We start from the raw sequence: 15,140 nt of genomic DNA on the forward strand, positions 1-15,140 counted from the left end.
CTGATGTGTCTGTCTTTTGGCCAGTCGTGGGGGCAAACTGCGCCAGTGTCAATGCAGCCGAAGGTGTGGAGGGCGCGAGGGCGTACGCTCCCAGATAACGACCTTATGCGGCGATCTGCCGTTGAGTTCAGACAGCATTTGTTCGGTTTTCAAGCCCGGCAGGCTTGAGAAAACGTCGAACAGAGCTTCGGCTCCTTCAGCGTTCACAGGAATGTGAAGCGTCGGTTGCCCAGGCTGATCCAGAACCCAATGCGCCGGACTGGAGGTCGGATCAAGTGCAAGCCGTTCGATTTCTCGTGTCGCAACAATGCCGCCATCCAGAGGGCCGAGATAAGTGATTTGCCCTTCATCAACCGTAACGACGCCCTGCCCGCCTGCGCCGGTTCTGAACCGTGCGCGCTGTATGCCGATCACGGCCAAAGCCGCGGACACGACGATCAGGAACCAACCGACCCAGGCCAGCAACCCACCCGGCCCGCTGACCCAACTGACGCCAAGGATCAGGACAAAAACCGAGACCAAAACTTCACGCCAGCGCCAAAGTGCCAGTTTTGCCTCGGGTCGAAAAAAGCTCATTGAGCGGACTCCGTTTGATCGTTGAACAGAATCAGTGAGACCGAACCGGCCGGCATGAATCCAATCGCTATGTAAGCACGAGCGGCCGCATTTGAAGCGGCAAATAAGACGGCTCGGTTCACACCTGCCTCGCGCGCCTCTTTCAAATGCAAAGCGACAGCGGTGCGCGCATAACTTCGCCCGCGCAGCTCGCGAGGGGTAAATACACCACCTACCTGAACGACATCCGAAAGCGCCGAATTGAAGCCTGTCATCGCAACCGGCTGTCCTTTGTAGATAAGGGCTCTGTGACTGTCGCGCTCCAGATAACGTTTCAGGTCTTCTCTGGCCTGCTTGTCCAGTTCCTTGTGAAGCAAACCCGGCGTTTCCTGAAGGTATTGCTTCCGCCAGGCAATCACTTGATTGCGATCCACTCCGGCCAACGGAACAAGGCGCACATCTTCCATTTGAGGAACAACAAGGTTGTTCAGGTTAAGTGAGAATGCCGGTTCATCGTCATTGAGACCCGTCAGCCAGTCTCGCCAACCTACGATTTTGACGAAGTCTCTAACCTGCGCCGTTTCACCGATGATTCCCGAGACAGCTCGGTTTTGGATCCAATCCCAGGCGGCAAAAAGCTCTGCACGCTTCACGTTGGGGCATTGCGGAAAGACCATTCCTTCATTGGTGATACCCAAGACACCGCGCAGCGGGTTACCCAGCAACCAAAACGACATGCACCGAGGATGGGAACCACCCAGACCGAAATCTTCCAAATTGCCCAAAGGAAACATCGAGCTTTGGAGGTGGAGGCGCAAAAACCGCTGAACTTCTGGAACATCCTTCTGTAGCGCTGCGCGCCACATTACGCCCAATCCCCCAGCGCCTGCTGCCACATGGTCAGTGCAGCGACTGCCGCCGTGTCGGCCCGCAGGATACGCGGACCAAGACTGACGACATGCGCGAATGGCAACCCTGTCAGACGCGCGCGTTCCTTGTCAGAAAACCCGCCTTCCGGGCCGATAAGAATCGCCCACGGGTAACCTTTTTCATTGGCGGCCAATCGCAAGGCCGATCCAACCTCGGCTTCGTTGCAGAACATCAGTTGCCGATCTTCGGGCCATGCATCCAACAGCCGATCCAACCGCTGCAAATCGGCGACCTCGGGCACGAAGGTTCCGCCGCATTGCTCGGCCGCCTCGACGGCATGGGCCTGCAAGCGGTCTTGCCGGATACGTTCGGAATTTGTGAACTCGGTCTGCACCGGCATGATACGCGCCGCGCCCATTTCCGCGGCTTTTTCCACGATGAAATCAGTGCGGGCCTTTTTTATCGGTGCAAACAGGAACCAAAGATCGGGCGGCAACTGCAACGGTTTCGTCTGCTCAAGGCAGGTCAGCGTTCCTCCGCGTTTTCCCGCCTCCGAGACTTCGGCCAACCACTCTCCGTCCTGCCCGTTGAACAGGGCGACCTGCCCTTTGACCGCAAGGCGCATGACACCAAAGAGGTAGTGTGCCTGGTCGCGCGTCAAAGGAACCGATTGCCCCTGACCCAAGGGCTGCTCTACATACAGTCTGATCTTCGCACTCATGAGACCTTACATATGCAAGGCAATGCCCCAACACCAGATGGTCAAGTCGCTGATGCCGTCACCGGCAACTGGGTTGACACCCGTGCCCCGGCCTTTGCCCGCCCCTACCTGCGCCTCAGCCGCGCGGACCGGCCCATCGGGACATGGCTGTTGCTGATTCCGTGCTGGTGGGGGCTGGCGCTGGCCATCCTGCACGACGGTCAGCCGCGTTGGGAAGATCTGTGGATCGCCATAGGATGCGCATTCGGAGCCTTTCTGATGCGGGGCGCAGGTTGCACCTGGAATGACATTACGGACCGGGAATTCGACGGGCAGGTCGAACGCACACGCTCGCGCCCGATCCCTTCGGGTCAGGTCAGTGTCCGGCAGGCCGCGGCGTGGATGGTCCTGCAATGCATTCTGGCGTTGGGCATCCTCCTCAGTTTCAATCAGGCGGCCATTGCCATGGGCGTACTGTCCCTGTTGCCAGTGACGATCTATCCGTTTGCCAAACGGTTTACCTGGTGGCCTCAGGTGTTCCTGGGGTTGGCTTTCAACTGGGGCGCCCTTCTGGCCTGGGCGGCGCATAGCGGTTCCGTGGGATGGCCTGCAGTGACGCTTTACCTGTCTGGAATCGCGTGGACCCTGTTCTACGACACCATCTATGCGCATCAGGATGCCGAGGATGACGAACTGATCGGCATCAAGTCAACCGCCCGGCTGTTCGGAGCCGATACAGCGAGGTGGCTGAAGTACTTTTTGGTGGCGACGGTGTCGCTGATGGGACTGGCCATCGTCGATGCAGGGGTGCCGGATGCCTCGATGCTGGCATTGGGCGTTGCGCTCTGTGGGCCTTGGGCAATGGGCTGGCACATGATGTGGCAACTCCGCGCGCTGGACATCGAAGACAATGCCAGGCTGTTGCAATTGTTCAGGGTCAACCGCGACACTGGCTTGATTCCGCTGATCTTCCTCTGCGTTGCCCTGTTGCTCTGATTGCACCTGCTGAACGGGGCCTGTAAAGATCGGCCCAACCGCCTGAGGAGTGTCGAGCCCAAATATGCGTCTGCCGTATTTTATCGTTGTTTCCCTGATCTTTCTTGTGTCAGCCGGGCTGTCGCTTTTGGCAGCCAGCTATGCCGTTACAAAGATCGAAGAGACTTCGGAATTCGCTGTGCGCCGGTCGCTTGATCTCAAAGGCCATGACTGGGCCGAGGTTGAATCCCATGGCTTGCGCGTGGCCCTGACCGGAACTGCACCGGATGAGGCGACCCGCTTTAACGCGCTGACAGCAGCCGGAACCGAGGTCGATGCGTCCCGCGTAATCGATGAAATGGAGGTTGAAGCGACTTCGGCCCTGGCGTCACCACGCTTTTCAGCAGAAATTCTGCGCAATGATCACGGTATCTCGATCATCGGTTTGATCCCCGCCAGTGAAGACAGGGATGACCTGATCAGACGGCTGAGCAATCTCGACCGCAACATCGCGGTCTCGGACCTGATGGAAACGGCAGATTACCCCAAGCCCGACGGTTGGGATGCAGCGATATCCTATGCCATCGAGGCTTTGGCCAGCCTGCCTCGCGCCAAAATTTCCGCAAGTGCGGATTTGGTCAAAATCACCGCCATTGCGGACAGCCAACAGGAAAAACAACGTCTCGAACAAGATCTGACTCGCGCCGCACCGCCCAGCCTGCGGATCGGGCTGGCGATTTCGGCCCCCCGGCCCGTTATTACGCCTTTTACGCTGCGTTATCTGATCAACGAAGAAGGTGGGCAATTTGATGCCTGCTCGGCACAGGATGAAAAGGCCCGCGACCGGATCGTGACCGCCGCGCGCGAAGCCGGACTGTCAGGGCCATATTCCTGTACCATCGGTCTGGGTGAGCCCTCACCGCGTTGGCCCGAAGCAGCCGAGATGAGCATTCAGGCGCTTGCCAGAATCGGCAAAGGCTCGGTCACAATGTCGGATGCCGACATTACCTTGGTTGCGGCGCAAGGCACCGATCCAGCCATGTTCGACCGAATTGTGGGCGAACTTGAAACAGCGTTGCCTCAGGTCTTTGCCCTGCACGCTGTTCTGCCAGAACCCGAAACCAGCGAACAGGCCGGACCCATAGAGTTCTCGGCGACCCGCAGTCCCGAAGGGCTGGTGCAACTGCGAGGGCGTCTGGGGGATGAAACCTTGCGGGATATGGTCGACAGCTATGCCCGCGCGGCCTTTGGCTCGGACCAGGTCTATACAGCAACCCGCATCGTGCCGGGGCTTCCGGCAGATTGGCCGGTGCGTGTTCTCGCTGGCCTTGAGGCGTTGGCACAACTTCACAACGGCGCCTTGACCGTGACGCCGGACACAGTCGAACTGACTGGCCTCAGCCATGAAGAAGATGCCAAGGCCCGTATTGCGGGTCAGCTGTCGGACAAGCTGGGAGAGGGGCAAGAATTCACCCTGACGATCACTTATCAGCCACCGCCAGAACCCGAAGATGCTCTGCCCGATCCTGAAGTCTGCGAAGCGCAGATCGCCGAAGTTCAGACTTTCAGCAAAATTGCTTTCGAACCCGGATCGGCGACGATTGCGTCCGACTCGCGCGATGCCGTGAACCAGATCGCGGATATCCTGCGCGACTGCGGACCGATCCGTATGGAAATACAAGGCCATACCGACAGCCAGGGCCGCGAAGAGATGAACCAGCAGCTCAGCCAGGCACGGGCTCAATCCATTCTGAACGAGCTGCGCGGGCGGCGCATTCCCACTAGCAGCTACACTGCCGTGGGATACGGTGAAACACAGCCCATTGCGGATAACGACACCGAAGAAGGCCGCGAGGAAAACCGGCGGATCGAGTTCCGGCTGATCCGCCCCGAACCAGTCGAGGCCTCCGAAACAGGTCTCGAAGCGCTCGAGGCCGAGACTAACCCGCCCGAGGCGGATCAGACCGACACGACCGCACCAGATGCGGATGCAGAGGACCAGTAAGTTGAACAGAACCGAATTCATCATCGCCACTGCCGTCATTCTGTTTGCGGCCTTCTGCATGGGCTGGTTTGCCAACTGGCTGGCCCACCGCCTGTCCCGCGTCCGCCAAAGCGACGTTGCTGATCTGGATCGCATGAGCCAGGAATTGCACGAAGCGGAAGAAACCCGCGATCAGGCCATAACCTACCTTCAGCAACGCGAAGCCGAGTTGACCAATCAGCTGACCCAGACAGAGGCAGAACTGGCCGCAGCCATGGACGGCCTGCGCGCCGCGCGGCAAGAGGCCGAGGAAATGCGCGGGCGGATCAACAACGCCGACTGAACGACCGTCTTTCCGGTCGTCTCACAAGACCTGTGCCAAATCTGCGAACGGGTCTTCGGGGTCTTCCAGGCCAACCGACGGCCAGAACACGCCATCCCCTGCGCAATTCCTACAACGCGCCAATTGCGCCCCTTCCAGACGGAAGGACGTTTGCATCAAAGCTTCGGTTCCCATCCGGAAAACCAGACTGCAATGGCGACCAAGCGACACGGCATAGTGGACGATCCAGAGTTTATCGATCATCTGCCGGGCATACGCACCGCTGATCGGGGCCGGGCTTTGTCCGAATGAATTGTCTGTTTCGCAAGGCCTTAGCAACTCAATCCGTAGTGCAAGCCGCCATCCTACCGATCCATTTTTCACGGATTTGGTGCAGATTCGCGAACCAGTGTCTGGATGAGAATTGAACCCGCTCGGGTCCACAAGCCACCACGGCGGTCGCGCCGCACTACCAGCGGGTCAACGCGTCTTCGTCCTGTTCTTTGGCCGCGACCCATTCCGCGCCGGAACGGGTGATTTCTTTCTTCCAGAACGGCGCACGCGATTTCAGATAATCCATCAGATACTCCGCCGCTTCAAACGCATCCTTGCGGTGCGGTGCCGCCGTGGCCACCATCATGATCTTGTCGCCCGGTGCCAGACGTCCATGACGATGAATCACCAGCACATCGCCCAACGACCAACGATCCTTGGCCTCTTGGGCGATCTTGGTCAGGGCGCGCTCGGTCATACCCGGATAATGCTCGATCTCCATCACATCCAGATCACCGCTTGCAAGGTCGCGCACAACGCCGGTGAAAGTAACGATGGCCCCGTTGGAATCATCCCCGGCGGCAAAAGCATTGGCCTCTGCCCCCAGATCAAATGCCTCTTCCTGAACCGCGATCCGCATCGTTCAACCGCCCGTCATCGGTGGGAAAAACGCAACTTCCCGAACTCCTGCCAGCGAAGCATCGAAGTCCGACAGCTCTTGATCCAACGCGACGCGAAGGGCGGACAAATCGGCAAACGCCGCGGCGTAGCGGTCTTCCCGAGCGCTCAGTTCAGCCACCAGGTCGCTAACTGTGGCCGCTTGCGTTTCGACCTTTTCTTTTGGCAAGCCGATGCGTTCGCGCACCCATGCGAAATACAGAACATCCATCGGTTAGCTCTCCTTCAGATGAGGCATGGCCTTACGTAGATAATCATAGCCGGTGATCAATGTTAGCGTTGCGGCGATCCACAACAGCCACAGCCCAACCTGACCAGCCCAGTACATGCCATCGACATTCAAGCGCAGGTGGTTCACGTCTTCGACCTGACCCGCAATGATTTGCTCGACCAGCTCGGCATCCATACCAAAACTCGCCATCACGGCATAGTGCTCAAAGATACCCTGCGAAAACAGAACCGCGATGGCGACCATCTGGGCCGTGGTCTTCCATTTGGCCAGTTTGGTGACTTTGAGCGTGCCGGCCACATCGCCCAGGTATTCCCGCAGGCCCGACACAAAAACTTCACGAAACAGGATCACGGTTGCAGGAAGGACAAGCCAGGGTGTCCAGTGCTCGGTCGAATAGCCCACAAGGATCATAAGCGCGATCACCACCATGGCCTTGTCGGCGATCGGATCCAGCATCGCTCCGATTTTGGTCTCCTGCTTCCATGCGCGGGCCAGATACCCATCGAACCAATCGGTAATCGCCGCTGACAGAAACAGGATCAGTGCAAACCAGTCCGCATAGGGACGGGTGAAATACAAAAACATAACAGCCAGTCCGGGCGCGGCCAGCAGGCGCAGCACAGTCAGGAGATTGGGTAAATTCCACTTCATGGCTTGGACCCTATATTGCTGGTCCGGAACAGAAAAGCCAATCAGGCAAAAAACTTCATCACTCACAAACGCTTGGTCAAAGCGCCGCAGGCCTGGCGTCTCAGAACAGAACCTCTTGGCCTTTCCCGGCTTTGCGGTCAGATTGCCGCGCAAGCCGAACCAGAAAGTACCAGATGACAGCGCATATTCAAACCGACGCCCGATCAAACATGATCGGCAGCCTCTGGATGATCGCCGCGATGGCGGGCTTTGCGCTGGAGGATGCGTTGCTGAAAGCCGCCTCAGCCGCACTCCCGATATGGCAGGTTCTGGTTCTTTTTGGTGTGGGTGGGTCCGTGATATTTGCTGCGGTGGCTTTGGCGCGCGGGCATCGGTTGCTGCACCCTGACGTTCTGTCCCGCCCGATGAAAATTCGAGTACTTTTCGAGGTCTTTGGTCGATTGTTTTACGTTCTGGCCATTGCTCTGACTCCTTTGTCCTCGGCTACGGTGATTCTGCAAGCCACGCCTCTGGTCGTTGTTGCAGGCGCCGCGTTGTTCTTTGGCGAGACAGTCGGTTGGCGGCGTTGGAGCGCTATCTTTGTCGGCATGATCGGCGTCGTCGTCATCCTGCAACCCACCGGAGACAGTTTTTCGCTGCTGTCGATACTGGCAGTGCTGGGAATGCTGGGATTTGCAGGACGTGATCTGGCCAGCCGCGCAGCACCTGCCACGCTTGGAACCGAAGTCCTGGGGTTTTACGGCTTCCTCAGCATCATCGTGGCCGGCGTGGCCTATCGGTTTTGGGAAGGCGCGCCGATGGTCTCACTCAGCGTGCACACAAGCCTGCACCTAACCGGGGCGGTGCTGATGGGGGTAATGGCTTATGCGTCGCTGATGAAGGCCATGCGCACGGGCGAAGTGTCTGCCGTGACCCCGTTCCGGTACACCCGACTATTGTTCGGCATCGGGTTGGGTGTGGCCATGTTCGGTGAAAGCCTGGACGCTACCATGTGGATCGGCAGCGCGCTGATCGTTGCCTCGGGCCTCTATATCCTGTGGCGGGGTCGGCGTGCCTAGCCCTTGTCGTGGAAGAAGTCGTAAACCTTCTGCGCCAAACCGGCCGAGATCCCTTCGACCGCTTTCAGATCGGCCAGATTGGCCCGGCTGACGGCTTTGGCGCTGCCGAAATGAGCCAGCAGAGCACGTTTGCGTGCCGCCCCGACACCGGGGATCTCGTCCAGCGGTGTCGCACCTACGGCCTTTGCCCGCTTTGCGCGATGGGTGCCGATGGCAAACCGGTGCGCCTCATCCCTTAAGCGTTGAATGAAATACAATACAGGATCGTTTCGTTTCAGCGCAAATGGGCGCTGGCCGATCCGGTGAAACTCTTCCTTGCCGTGATCGCGGTCGACCCCTTTGGCGACGCCGACCATGGGAATGTCTTCGACCCCATGTTCGACCATGATCTCATGCACGGCGCTTACCTGCCCGGCACCGCCATCAATCAGCAGCAGGTCAGGCCACAGCCCTTTGTCGCGATCCGGGTCTTCCTTTTGCAATCTGGTGAAACGACGGTTCAGTACCTCTTTCATCATGCCGAAGTCGTCACCCGGTGTGAGGTCATCTCCGCGAATGTTGAACTTGCGGTAGGCGTTTTTCATGAACCCCTCTGGGCCCGCTACGATCATGCCGCCAACCGCGTTGGTGCCTTGAATGTGAGAGTTGTCGTAGACCTCAATCCGACCCGGCGGACCGTCCAGTTCGAACGCCTCGGCCAGCCCGCGCAACAGCTTTGCCTGCGTGGCGCTTTCCGACATGCGGCGGGCCAGAGCCTCGCGTGCGTTGCGCAAGGCGCCGGCAACCAGTTCATGTTTTTCGCCACGTTGCGGCACAAGGACTTCGACCTTGCGCCCGGCTTTTTCAGCCAACGCCTGCTGCATCAGATCAACGTTTTCGATTCCGTCCGACAGGATCAACTGTCGCGGCGGTTCCTTGTTGTCGTAGAACTGACCCAGAAAGGCCTCCATCACTTCGGCAGATGAAACATCCGGTCCGACGCGCGGATAGAAATCCTTGTTGCCCCAGTTCTGGTTCGCACGGATGAAAAACACCTGCACACAGGCCTGACCGCTGTCCATGTAAAGGCCGATCACGTCCGCCTCAGCAACACCGCGCGGGTTGATACCCTGAGAGGTCTGCACCTGCGTCAGCGCCCGGATACGGTCACGCAGACCGGCGGCGCGTTCGAACTCCATCGCCTCGGACGCAGCCATCATCTGCTCGGCCAGCTCCTCCTGTACCTTGGTCGAGCGACCCGACAGGAAGCGTTCAGCATCCTTCACGCTTTCACGGTAATCCTCCTCCGAGATCAGGCCAACACACGGCCCGGAGCAACGCTTGATCTGATACAGCAGGCAAGGCCGTGTTCGGCTGTCGAACATCGAATCCGAGCAGTTGCGCAGCAGGAACGCTTTTTGCAACTGATTTAATGTCCGGTTCACCGCACCTGCGCTGGCAAAGGGACCGAAATAGGCTCCTTTTTCCTTCTTCGCCCCGCGGTGTTTCTTGATCTGCGGAAAGTCATGATCCTTGGCGACCAGTATGTTCGGAAAGCTTTTGTCATCCCGCAACAATACATTGTATTTCGGCTTGAGCTGCTTGATCAGGTTCTGCTCCAGCAGCAATGCCTCGGTCTCGGTTCGCGTGGTCAAAAACATCATCGAAGCCGTCGCGGCGATCATCTTTTCGATCCGACCCGAATGACCCGGACGTGTGTAATTCGACACCCGTGCCTTGAGGTTTCGAGCTTTTCCGACGTACAGAACCCGGCTGTCGGCATCGAGCATGCGGTAAACACCCGGAGAACTGTCCAGCGTTTTTACATGGCGCTGAATGCAGGCATAGCCGGAAAGGGACGATTCGCTGTCGATAGTCATGACCCTGAGATATGATTCTCTGACAATGGCTGCAATCTCACGCCACTCAGATCAAGAGTAAACAAATCCACGGTTTCTGTGGATAAGTGTGAAGATAAGTTTTCGGAAAATCGAAAATCCCCTTGTTTCCTTGCCTCTTCCCTTACTTGCACAAAAATTAAGCAACAATTTAAATACTTGTTTTTAAATGATATTTTTTTACATACTTAGCAAGTGTATGAAAAAAAAGACAATTTTGTAACGCGCATGTAACACAATTGAGAGCGGTGCAAAACTTGCAGCAAAATTGCTTATTCTACGCCCAGAACATCCGGAGTTTTCCAACCCAGATGCTGACCGCCATCCACACATAAAAGCTGCCCGGTAACCGCGTGTGCATCCAGAAAATACCCAAGCGCGGCAGTTATGTCAGACGGGTTGGACCCCCGCTCCAATACGGTATTGGAACGCTGTGTCAGAAAATGTTCTTCGCTTTGGCGGTGACCCTGCATCGTTGGGCCCGGCCCGATCGCATTGACGCGGATCGTCGGAGACAATGCCTGCGCCGCCGTTCGGGTCAGCGTCCACAGACCCATTTTCGCGATGGTGTATGACATGAACTCGGGCGTCAGTTTACGCACTCGCATGTCCACCATGTTGACGATAAGGCCGGTTGCGAGCGGTTCGCCATTTTCATCTGTGCCAACGCTCAGCCCCTGATCCGCCATTGCCTGCGTCAAAACAAAGGGCGCACGCAGGTTGCTGTCGAGATGTCGATCCCAGCTTTGCCGGGTTGCCGTGCGGATGTTGTCATATTCAAAAATCGACGCGTTGTTCACCAGACAGGTGATCGGCCCGCCCAGCGCCTCTGCCGCTTTGGGCAGCAGCGCCTGAACCTGAGCCTCGTCCAGCAGATCGGTCTGCAGGGCCACGGATTGACGGCCAAGCGCCTGCACCTCTGCCGCTGTCTCCTGCGCCGGGCCTTCGGAGGAGGCGTAGTGCACGGCCACATCAAAACCACGACCCGCCAGATACAGCGCCATGGCCCGGCCCAAACGAATACCGGCACCGGTCACTAAAGCTCGGGTCATGCTTCACCTCGTTTTGTCAGATCACACCAGCAATACGGTGACATAAAGCACATAAAGGAAAGTCAACACCAACCCCCAGACGCGCGAGATGTCCTGTTTGAGGAACACAAACGGAACCAGAAGCAGCGATGCGCCCAGCATGACCCACAAGTCGAACCGCAAGAACTCTGGGGTAACTGGTATACGACCAAACCAGGTTGCGATCCCAATGATGGCCAGAAGGTTGAACATGTTCGAACCGATCACGTTACCCAGCGCGACATCGGCTTGTCTGCGCAGTGCGGCCATAAGCGTCGTCGCAAGTTCGGGCAAAGAGGTTCCTACCGCGATAAGGGTCAGGCCGATGACCGTTTCGCTGACTCCATAAGTTTTCGCAATCGTGGTCGCGTTGTCCACCAGCAAATGGGCACCCATCGGAAGTCCCACCAGGCCCAGGATCAGGTAAATCGATACCTTCCAGTAGGGCATGTCCGGGTCAGCTTCTTCCAGACCTTCCAGTTCGTCATCCTCCGCGCATGCCTCACCACAGGCCTTGCGATGTGCCTTTGCCTCACGAAAGGCATTTGTAAGAACCAGACCCAAAGCCGCCAGCAGGATCAGGCCACTGAAGACGGTGAACGTGCCGCAAAAAGCCAGCCCGATGAACAGAACCGTCGCCATCAGCATGAACACATAGTTCCTGCGGCTATTGCATTCACTGGTGTGAATCGTTGCCAGCAATGCGGGCAGGCCAAGAACCAACAGGATGTTGGCCGTGTTCGATCCGACAACGTTGCCCAGCGCGATACCGGGCGCGTTCTCTTTCAACGCGCTGATCGCAATAAGCAACTCGGGTGCCGACGTACCAAAGGCTACAATCGTCAGGCTGACGATCAGCGCCGGGACGCCGAGACGCAGGCTCAGATTCACCGCACCACGCACCAAGGCATCGCCTGCCAGCAGCAGGATCAACAGGCCAAGACCAGACAGCAGCCATGTGGTGATCAAGTCCGGCCCCCTTTTTCGCAGGCACAGGGGCCTTTACCTATGCGAAACCGCCCGCAGCGTGGACACTTGGCCGAGCTCAGTTTCTTTTGCCCCGGAAAGCGCAGTTTGCCAAACATCGCCAAGACGCCCATGCCAATCAGAAAAAGTGTGACAACCTTGATGATCACGTCACAAACCGAAACGCGCGTAGGCCGCCCGCTCCTCTAATCCGGCAATGGCATCCTGTGCCAGGCTGGCCCCGAAACGCGACCAGATCGGTTTGCGCACGCCATACCGGCGGAACTTGACCTTGTCGCCAAAGCGTTCCTGCATCTTGGGTTTCAGATGGGCGATGCCGTCGATCAAACCCAGCTCCTGCGCATGACGCGCCAGCCAGATTTCACCCGTGAACAGATCGGCGGTTTGATCCAGCTTGTTGCCCCGGCGGGCTTTGACATGCGCTGTGAAGTTTTCGTGGATGTCGCCCAGCAGCCCTTGCAGGCGCGCCACATCCTCTTTCTTTTCCGGCGAGAAGGGATCCAGCATCGATTTCGACTTGCCAGCTGTATGGACACGCCGTTCAAATCCCTGCCGCGCCAAAAAGACATGCGCGCCAAACCCGGCCGAAATAACCCCGATCGACCCGAGAACCGAACTGTCGTCGGCCCAGATTTCATCCGCAGCAGCAGCCAGCCAATAGCCGCCTGACGCCGCAACGTCCTCAACAAACCCGATCACGGGCACGTCCAGCTCTTCCGACAATCGCCGGATACGTGCGCCAATCAAAGAGCTTTGCACAGGCGACCCGCCCGGAGAGTTGATCTCGAGCGCGACAGCTACAGGCTTTCCTTTGCGAAACGCCTTCTCAAGAACCGGGGCCAGAGAGGTGTCGTTGAGAGAACCGCGACCGGCCATACCAATGGCGCCGGACAAGCGAACAACGGCCACACAGGGGTGCTTTTTGACAAACGGTAGGCTGAGTTTCATGGGTGCCGATGTAGAGTGCCCCCAACTCGTAAACAAGGGACTCTACGAGCCTTAAACGCGACGTGAACCAAATTCCCACACTCGATGGGCAAAAATGCAACGCCTTGGCGAAGGTCAGCTGCGAATGCGCCAACCGGTTTTGAAGATCCAACCGATGACCGCCAGGCACAGACCTGTAAAAGCGACAATGGCAAGAAGACTGAAAACAATCGGCACATCTGCCAGCCCGTAAAAGGACCAGCGGAAACCCGAAATCAGATAGACCACGGGATTGAACAGCGTGATGGTCTGCCACAATGGCGGCAGCATCGAGATCGAATAAAACGTACCCCCCAGAAAGATCAGTGGCGTCACCACCAACTGCGGCACCAACGACATCTGCTCGAAGTTGCTGGCCCAGATCCCGATGATGAATCCCAGCAACGAAAAGCTGAGACAGGACAGGATCAGAAACGCGGCCATGGCGAATGGATGCTCTATCCGAATATCGACAAAAAACGTCGCAGTGACCAATATCACCAACCCCACAAACAGCGCCTTTGTGGCGGCGGCACCGACATATCCGATCACGATCTCGATGAAATTGACCGGAGCGGACAACAGCTCGTAGATGGTGCCCAGAAACTTGGGGAAATAAATCCCGAACGACGCGTTCGAAATCGACAGCATCACCACCGACAACATGATCAGCCCCGGCACAATAAACGCACCGTATGAAACGCCCTCGACCTCTTGGATACGGCTGCCGATGGCGGTGCCAAACACCACAAAATAAAGCGACGTAGACAGAACCGGCGACAGAAAGCTCTGTGCCAGAGTGCGGAAGAAACGGGCCATTTCGAACCGGTAGATGGCAGCGATCGCGGTCCAGTTCATGCGGCCTCTCCGGATACCAGATTGACGAAAATCTCTTCCAGGCTTGATTGCCTGGTCTGCACGTCGCGCAACACCAAACCTGCCTCGGACACGTCATTCAGCAAGGTCGTTATGCCGGTACGATCCGCGTGGGTATCGTAGGTATAGATCAGGCAATCACCTGCGCCATTGAGGGCAAGATTGTGGCTGGCCAGACTGTCGGGAATCCGAGCGATGGGTTCGGTCAGCATGACTTCGATCTGCTTTTTACCCATCTGCGACATGAGTGTGGCTTTGTCCTGCACCAGCAAAAGCTCTCCCTTGTCGATGACGCCGACACGATCCGCAATCGCTTCAGCTTCTTCAATATAATGGGTGGTCAGAATGATGGTGACACCGTCCCGTTTCAGTTCCGCCACAAGCTCCCACATATCCTTGCGCAACTCGACATCCACTCCGGCAGTCGGCTCGTCCAGAAAAAGCACCCGAGGTTCATGGGCCAGGGCCTTGGCAATGAGCACCCTCCGCTTCATGCCACCGGACAATTCCTTGATCGCGTTGTTGCGCTTGTCCCATAGGGACAGCTTGCGCAGAATCTCTTCGATCCGCGCGTTGTCCTTGCCAAGCCCGAACAGCCCGCGCGACAACCGAACCGTGTTCCTGACCTTTTCAAATGGTTCCAACGCGATCTCTTGCGGCACAAGCCCGATCATCCTGCGCGCTGCGCGATAGTCGGACTGGATGTCATGTCCACCAACTGTGACCACCCCCGATGTCGGGTTTGTTATCCCGCAAATCGTCGAAATCAGGGTTGTCTTCCCGGCGCCATTTGGTCCCAGAAGCGCAAGTATCTCGCCCTCTTCAATATCCAGAGACACACCCTTCAGGGCCTCGAACCCATCGGCGTAAGATTTGCGAAGATCTTTGATGGACAAAATGGTCGTCATATCTGTTCCCCGTTCCGACCGAGACCCTATCGCGCGGAACCAGCCTGCAACAGGGCAATTTCGCACAACGTGCTGCGCATTTTCTAATGGTTGTCAGAACCATGCTCAATTCCAACTTGCAATCCGTCAACCCACCCGCAAACTCTGCCACAACGGAG

At 57.5% G+C, this 15,140-nt stretch carries 17 protein-coding genes; 4 read left to right on the top strand and 13 right to left on the bottom strand.

Going from position 1 to position 15,140, the window contains the following annotated elements; all coding sequences use genetic code 11:
• Nucleotides 1–48: 48 nt before the first annotated feature.
• From AC2FJB_RS09075 to AC2FJB_RS09085, 3 genes are all read right to left on the bottom strand, one after another.
• Nucleotides 49–576, bottom strand: coding sequence for a hypothetical protein (locus AC2FJB_RS09075; protein WP_496717899.1), 528 nt, complete (start codon nucleotides 574–576; stop codon nucleotides 49–51).
• Nucleotides 573–1,292 (bottom strand): GNAT family N-acetyltransferase, encoded by a 720-nt coding sequence (locus AC2FJB_RS09080; RefSeq protein ID WP_496717898.1) that lies wholly within the window; start codon nucleotides 1,290–1,292, stop codon nucleotides 573–575. Before AC2FJB_RS09080 ends, AC2FJB_RS09075 begins: the two co-directional genes overlap by 4 nt.
• Nucleotides 1,293–1,420: 128 nt before the next feature.
• A complete protein-coding gene (locus AC2FJB_RS09085) occupies nucleotides 1,421–2,146 on the bottom strand; it encodes a 16S rRNA (uracil(1498)-N(3))-methyltransferase (protein ID WP_496717897.1) in 726 nt (241 codons plus the stop codon).
• Between the two features lie 12 nt (nucleotides 2,147–2,158).
• On the opposite strand from AC2FJB_RS09085, the gene ubiA reads away from it, so the two are divergent.
• The 3 genes from ubiA to AC2FJB_RS09100 all read left to right on the top strand — a co-directional run bounded on the left by ubiA (nucleotide 2,159) and on the right by AC2FJB_RS09100 (nucleotide 5,427).
• The gene (gene ubiA, locus AC2FJB_RS09090; RefSeq protein ID WP_496717896.1) at nucleotides 2,159–3,121 is read left to right on the top strand and encodes a 4-hydroxybenzoate octaprenyltransferase; all 963 of its coding nucleotides are present in this window, start codon (nucleotides 2,159–2,161) and stop codon (nucleotides 3,119–3,121) included.
• A gap of 64 nt (nucleotides 3,122–3,185) precedes the next feature.
• Nucleotides 3,186–5,105, top strand: a complete 1,920-nt coding sequence (locus AC2FJB_RS09095) for an OmpA family protein (RefSeq protein ID WP_496717894.1) — start codon at nucleotides 3,186–3,188, stop codon at nucleotides 5,103–5,105.
• A gap of 1 nt (nucleotide 5,106) precedes the next feature.
• Nucleotides 5,107–5,427, top strand: coding sequence for a hypothetical protein (locus tag AC2FJB_RS09100; protein WP_117870533.1), 321 nt, complete (start codon nucleotides 5,107–5,109; stop codon nucleotides 5,425–5,427).
• A gap of 21 nt (nucleotides 5,428–5,448) precedes the next feature.
• On the opposite strand, the gene AC2FJB_RS09105 is transcribed toward AC2FJB_RS09100, so the two are convergent.
• The 4 genes from AC2FJB_RS09105 to pgsA form a co-directional block, all read right to left on the bottom strand.
• The gene (locus AC2FJB_RS09105) at nucleotides 5,449–5,670 is read right to left on the bottom strand and encodes a hypothetical protein (RefSeq protein WP_162896831.1); all 222 of its coding nucleotides are present in this window, start codon (nucleotides 5,668–5,670) and stop codon (nucleotides 5,449–5,451) included.
• Nucleotides 5,671–5,875: 205 nt separating this feature from the next.
• Nucleotides 5,876–6,319: a molybdenum cofactor biosynthesis protein MoaE gene (locus tag AC2FJB_RS09110; protein WP_117870539.1), complete on the bottom strand. Its 444-nt coding sequence runs from the start codon at nucleotides 6,317–6,319 to the stop codon at nucleotides 5,876–5,878.
• A 3-nt stretch (nucleotides 6,320–6,322) separates the two neighbouring features.
• The gene (gene moaD / locus AC2FJB_RS09115) at nucleotides 6,323–6,568 is read right to left on the bottom strand and encodes a molybdopterin converting factor subunit 1 (protein WP_010443581.1); all 246 of its coding nucleotides are present in this window, start codon (nucleotides 6,566–6,568) and stop codon (nucleotides 6,323–6,325) included.
• 3 nt (nucleotides 6,569–6,571) lie between these two features.
• Nucleotides 6,572–7,240: a CDP-diacylglycerol--glycerol-3-phosphate 3-phosphatidyltransferase gene (gene pgsA, locus AC2FJB_RS09120; RefSeq protein WP_117872882.1), complete on the bottom strand. Its 669-nt coding sequence runs from the start codon at nucleotides 7,238–7,240 to the stop codon at nucleotides 6,572–6,574.
• 173 nt (nucleotides 7,241–7,413) lie between these two features.
• Between pgsA and AC2FJB_RS09125 the strand changes: the two genes are divergently transcribed.
• On the top strand, nucleotides 7,414–8,298 hold the full coding sequence (locus tag AC2FJB_RS09125; RefSeq protein WP_496717893.1) for a DMT family transporter: 885 nt from the start codon (nucleotides 7,414–7,416) through the stop codon (nucleotides 8,296–8,298).
• Here the strand turns inward: AC2FJB_RS09125 and uvrC are convergent.
• The 6 genes from uvrC to AC2FJB_RS09155 all read right to left on the bottom strand — a co-directional run bounded on the left by uvrC (nucleotide 8,295) and on the right by AC2FJB_RS09155 (nucleotide 14,982).
• Nucleotides 8,295–10,157, bottom strand: a complete 1,863-nt coding sequence (gene uvrC / locus AC2FJB_RS09130; RefSeq protein ID WP_496717892.1) for an excinuclease ABC subunit UvrC — start codon at nucleotides 10,155–10,157, stop codon at nucleotides 8,295–8,297. The two genes, AC2FJB_RS09125 and uvrC, sit on opposite strands and share 4 nt — an antisense overlap.
• A gap of 290 nt (nucleotides 10,158–10,447) precedes the next feature.
• Nucleotides 10,448–11,227 carry an SDR family oxidoreductase gene (locus AC2FJB_RS09135; RefSeq protein WP_496717890.1) on the bottom strand — a complete coding sequence of 260 codons (780 nt, stop codon included), beginning with the start codon at nucleotides 11,225–11,227 and terminating at the stop codon, nucleotides 10,448–10,450.
• A 21-nt stretch (nucleotides 11,228–11,248) separates the two neighbouring features.
• A complete protein-coding gene (locus AC2FJB_RS09140; protein ID WP_117872883.1) occupies nucleotides 11,249–12,211 on the bottom strand; it encodes a calcium/sodium antiporter in 963 nt (320 codons plus the stop codon).
• Nucleotides 12,212–12,382: 171 nt separating this feature from the next.
• The gene (locus AC2FJB_RS09145; RefSeq protein WP_117870553.1) at nucleotides 12,383–13,180 is read right to left on the bottom strand and encodes a S49 family peptidase; all 798 of its coding nucleotides are present in this window, start codon (nucleotides 13,178–13,180) and stop codon (nucleotides 12,383–12,385) included.
• A gap of 114 nt (nucleotides 13,181–13,294) precedes the next feature.
• The gene (locus AC2FJB_RS09150; protein WP_117870556.1) at nucleotides 13,295–14,056 is read right to left on the bottom strand and encodes an ABC transporter permease; all 762 of its coding nucleotides are present in this window, start codon (nucleotides 14,054–14,056) and stop codon (nucleotides 13,295–13,297) included.
• Complete coding sequence (locus tag AC2FJB_RS09155) at nucleotides 14,053–14,982, bottom strand: ABC transporter ATP-binding protein (protein WP_117870559.1); 930 nt, start codon at nucleotides 14,980–14,982, stop codon at nucleotides 14,053–14,055. The genes AC2FJB_RS09150 and AC2FJB_RS09155 overlap by 4 nt, the downstream gene beginning before the upstream one ends.
• Nucleotides 14,983–15,140 lie beyond the last annotated feature (158 nt).

The sequence above is a fragment of the Ruegeria sp. CDSC085 genome (genome assembly GCF_059610465.1).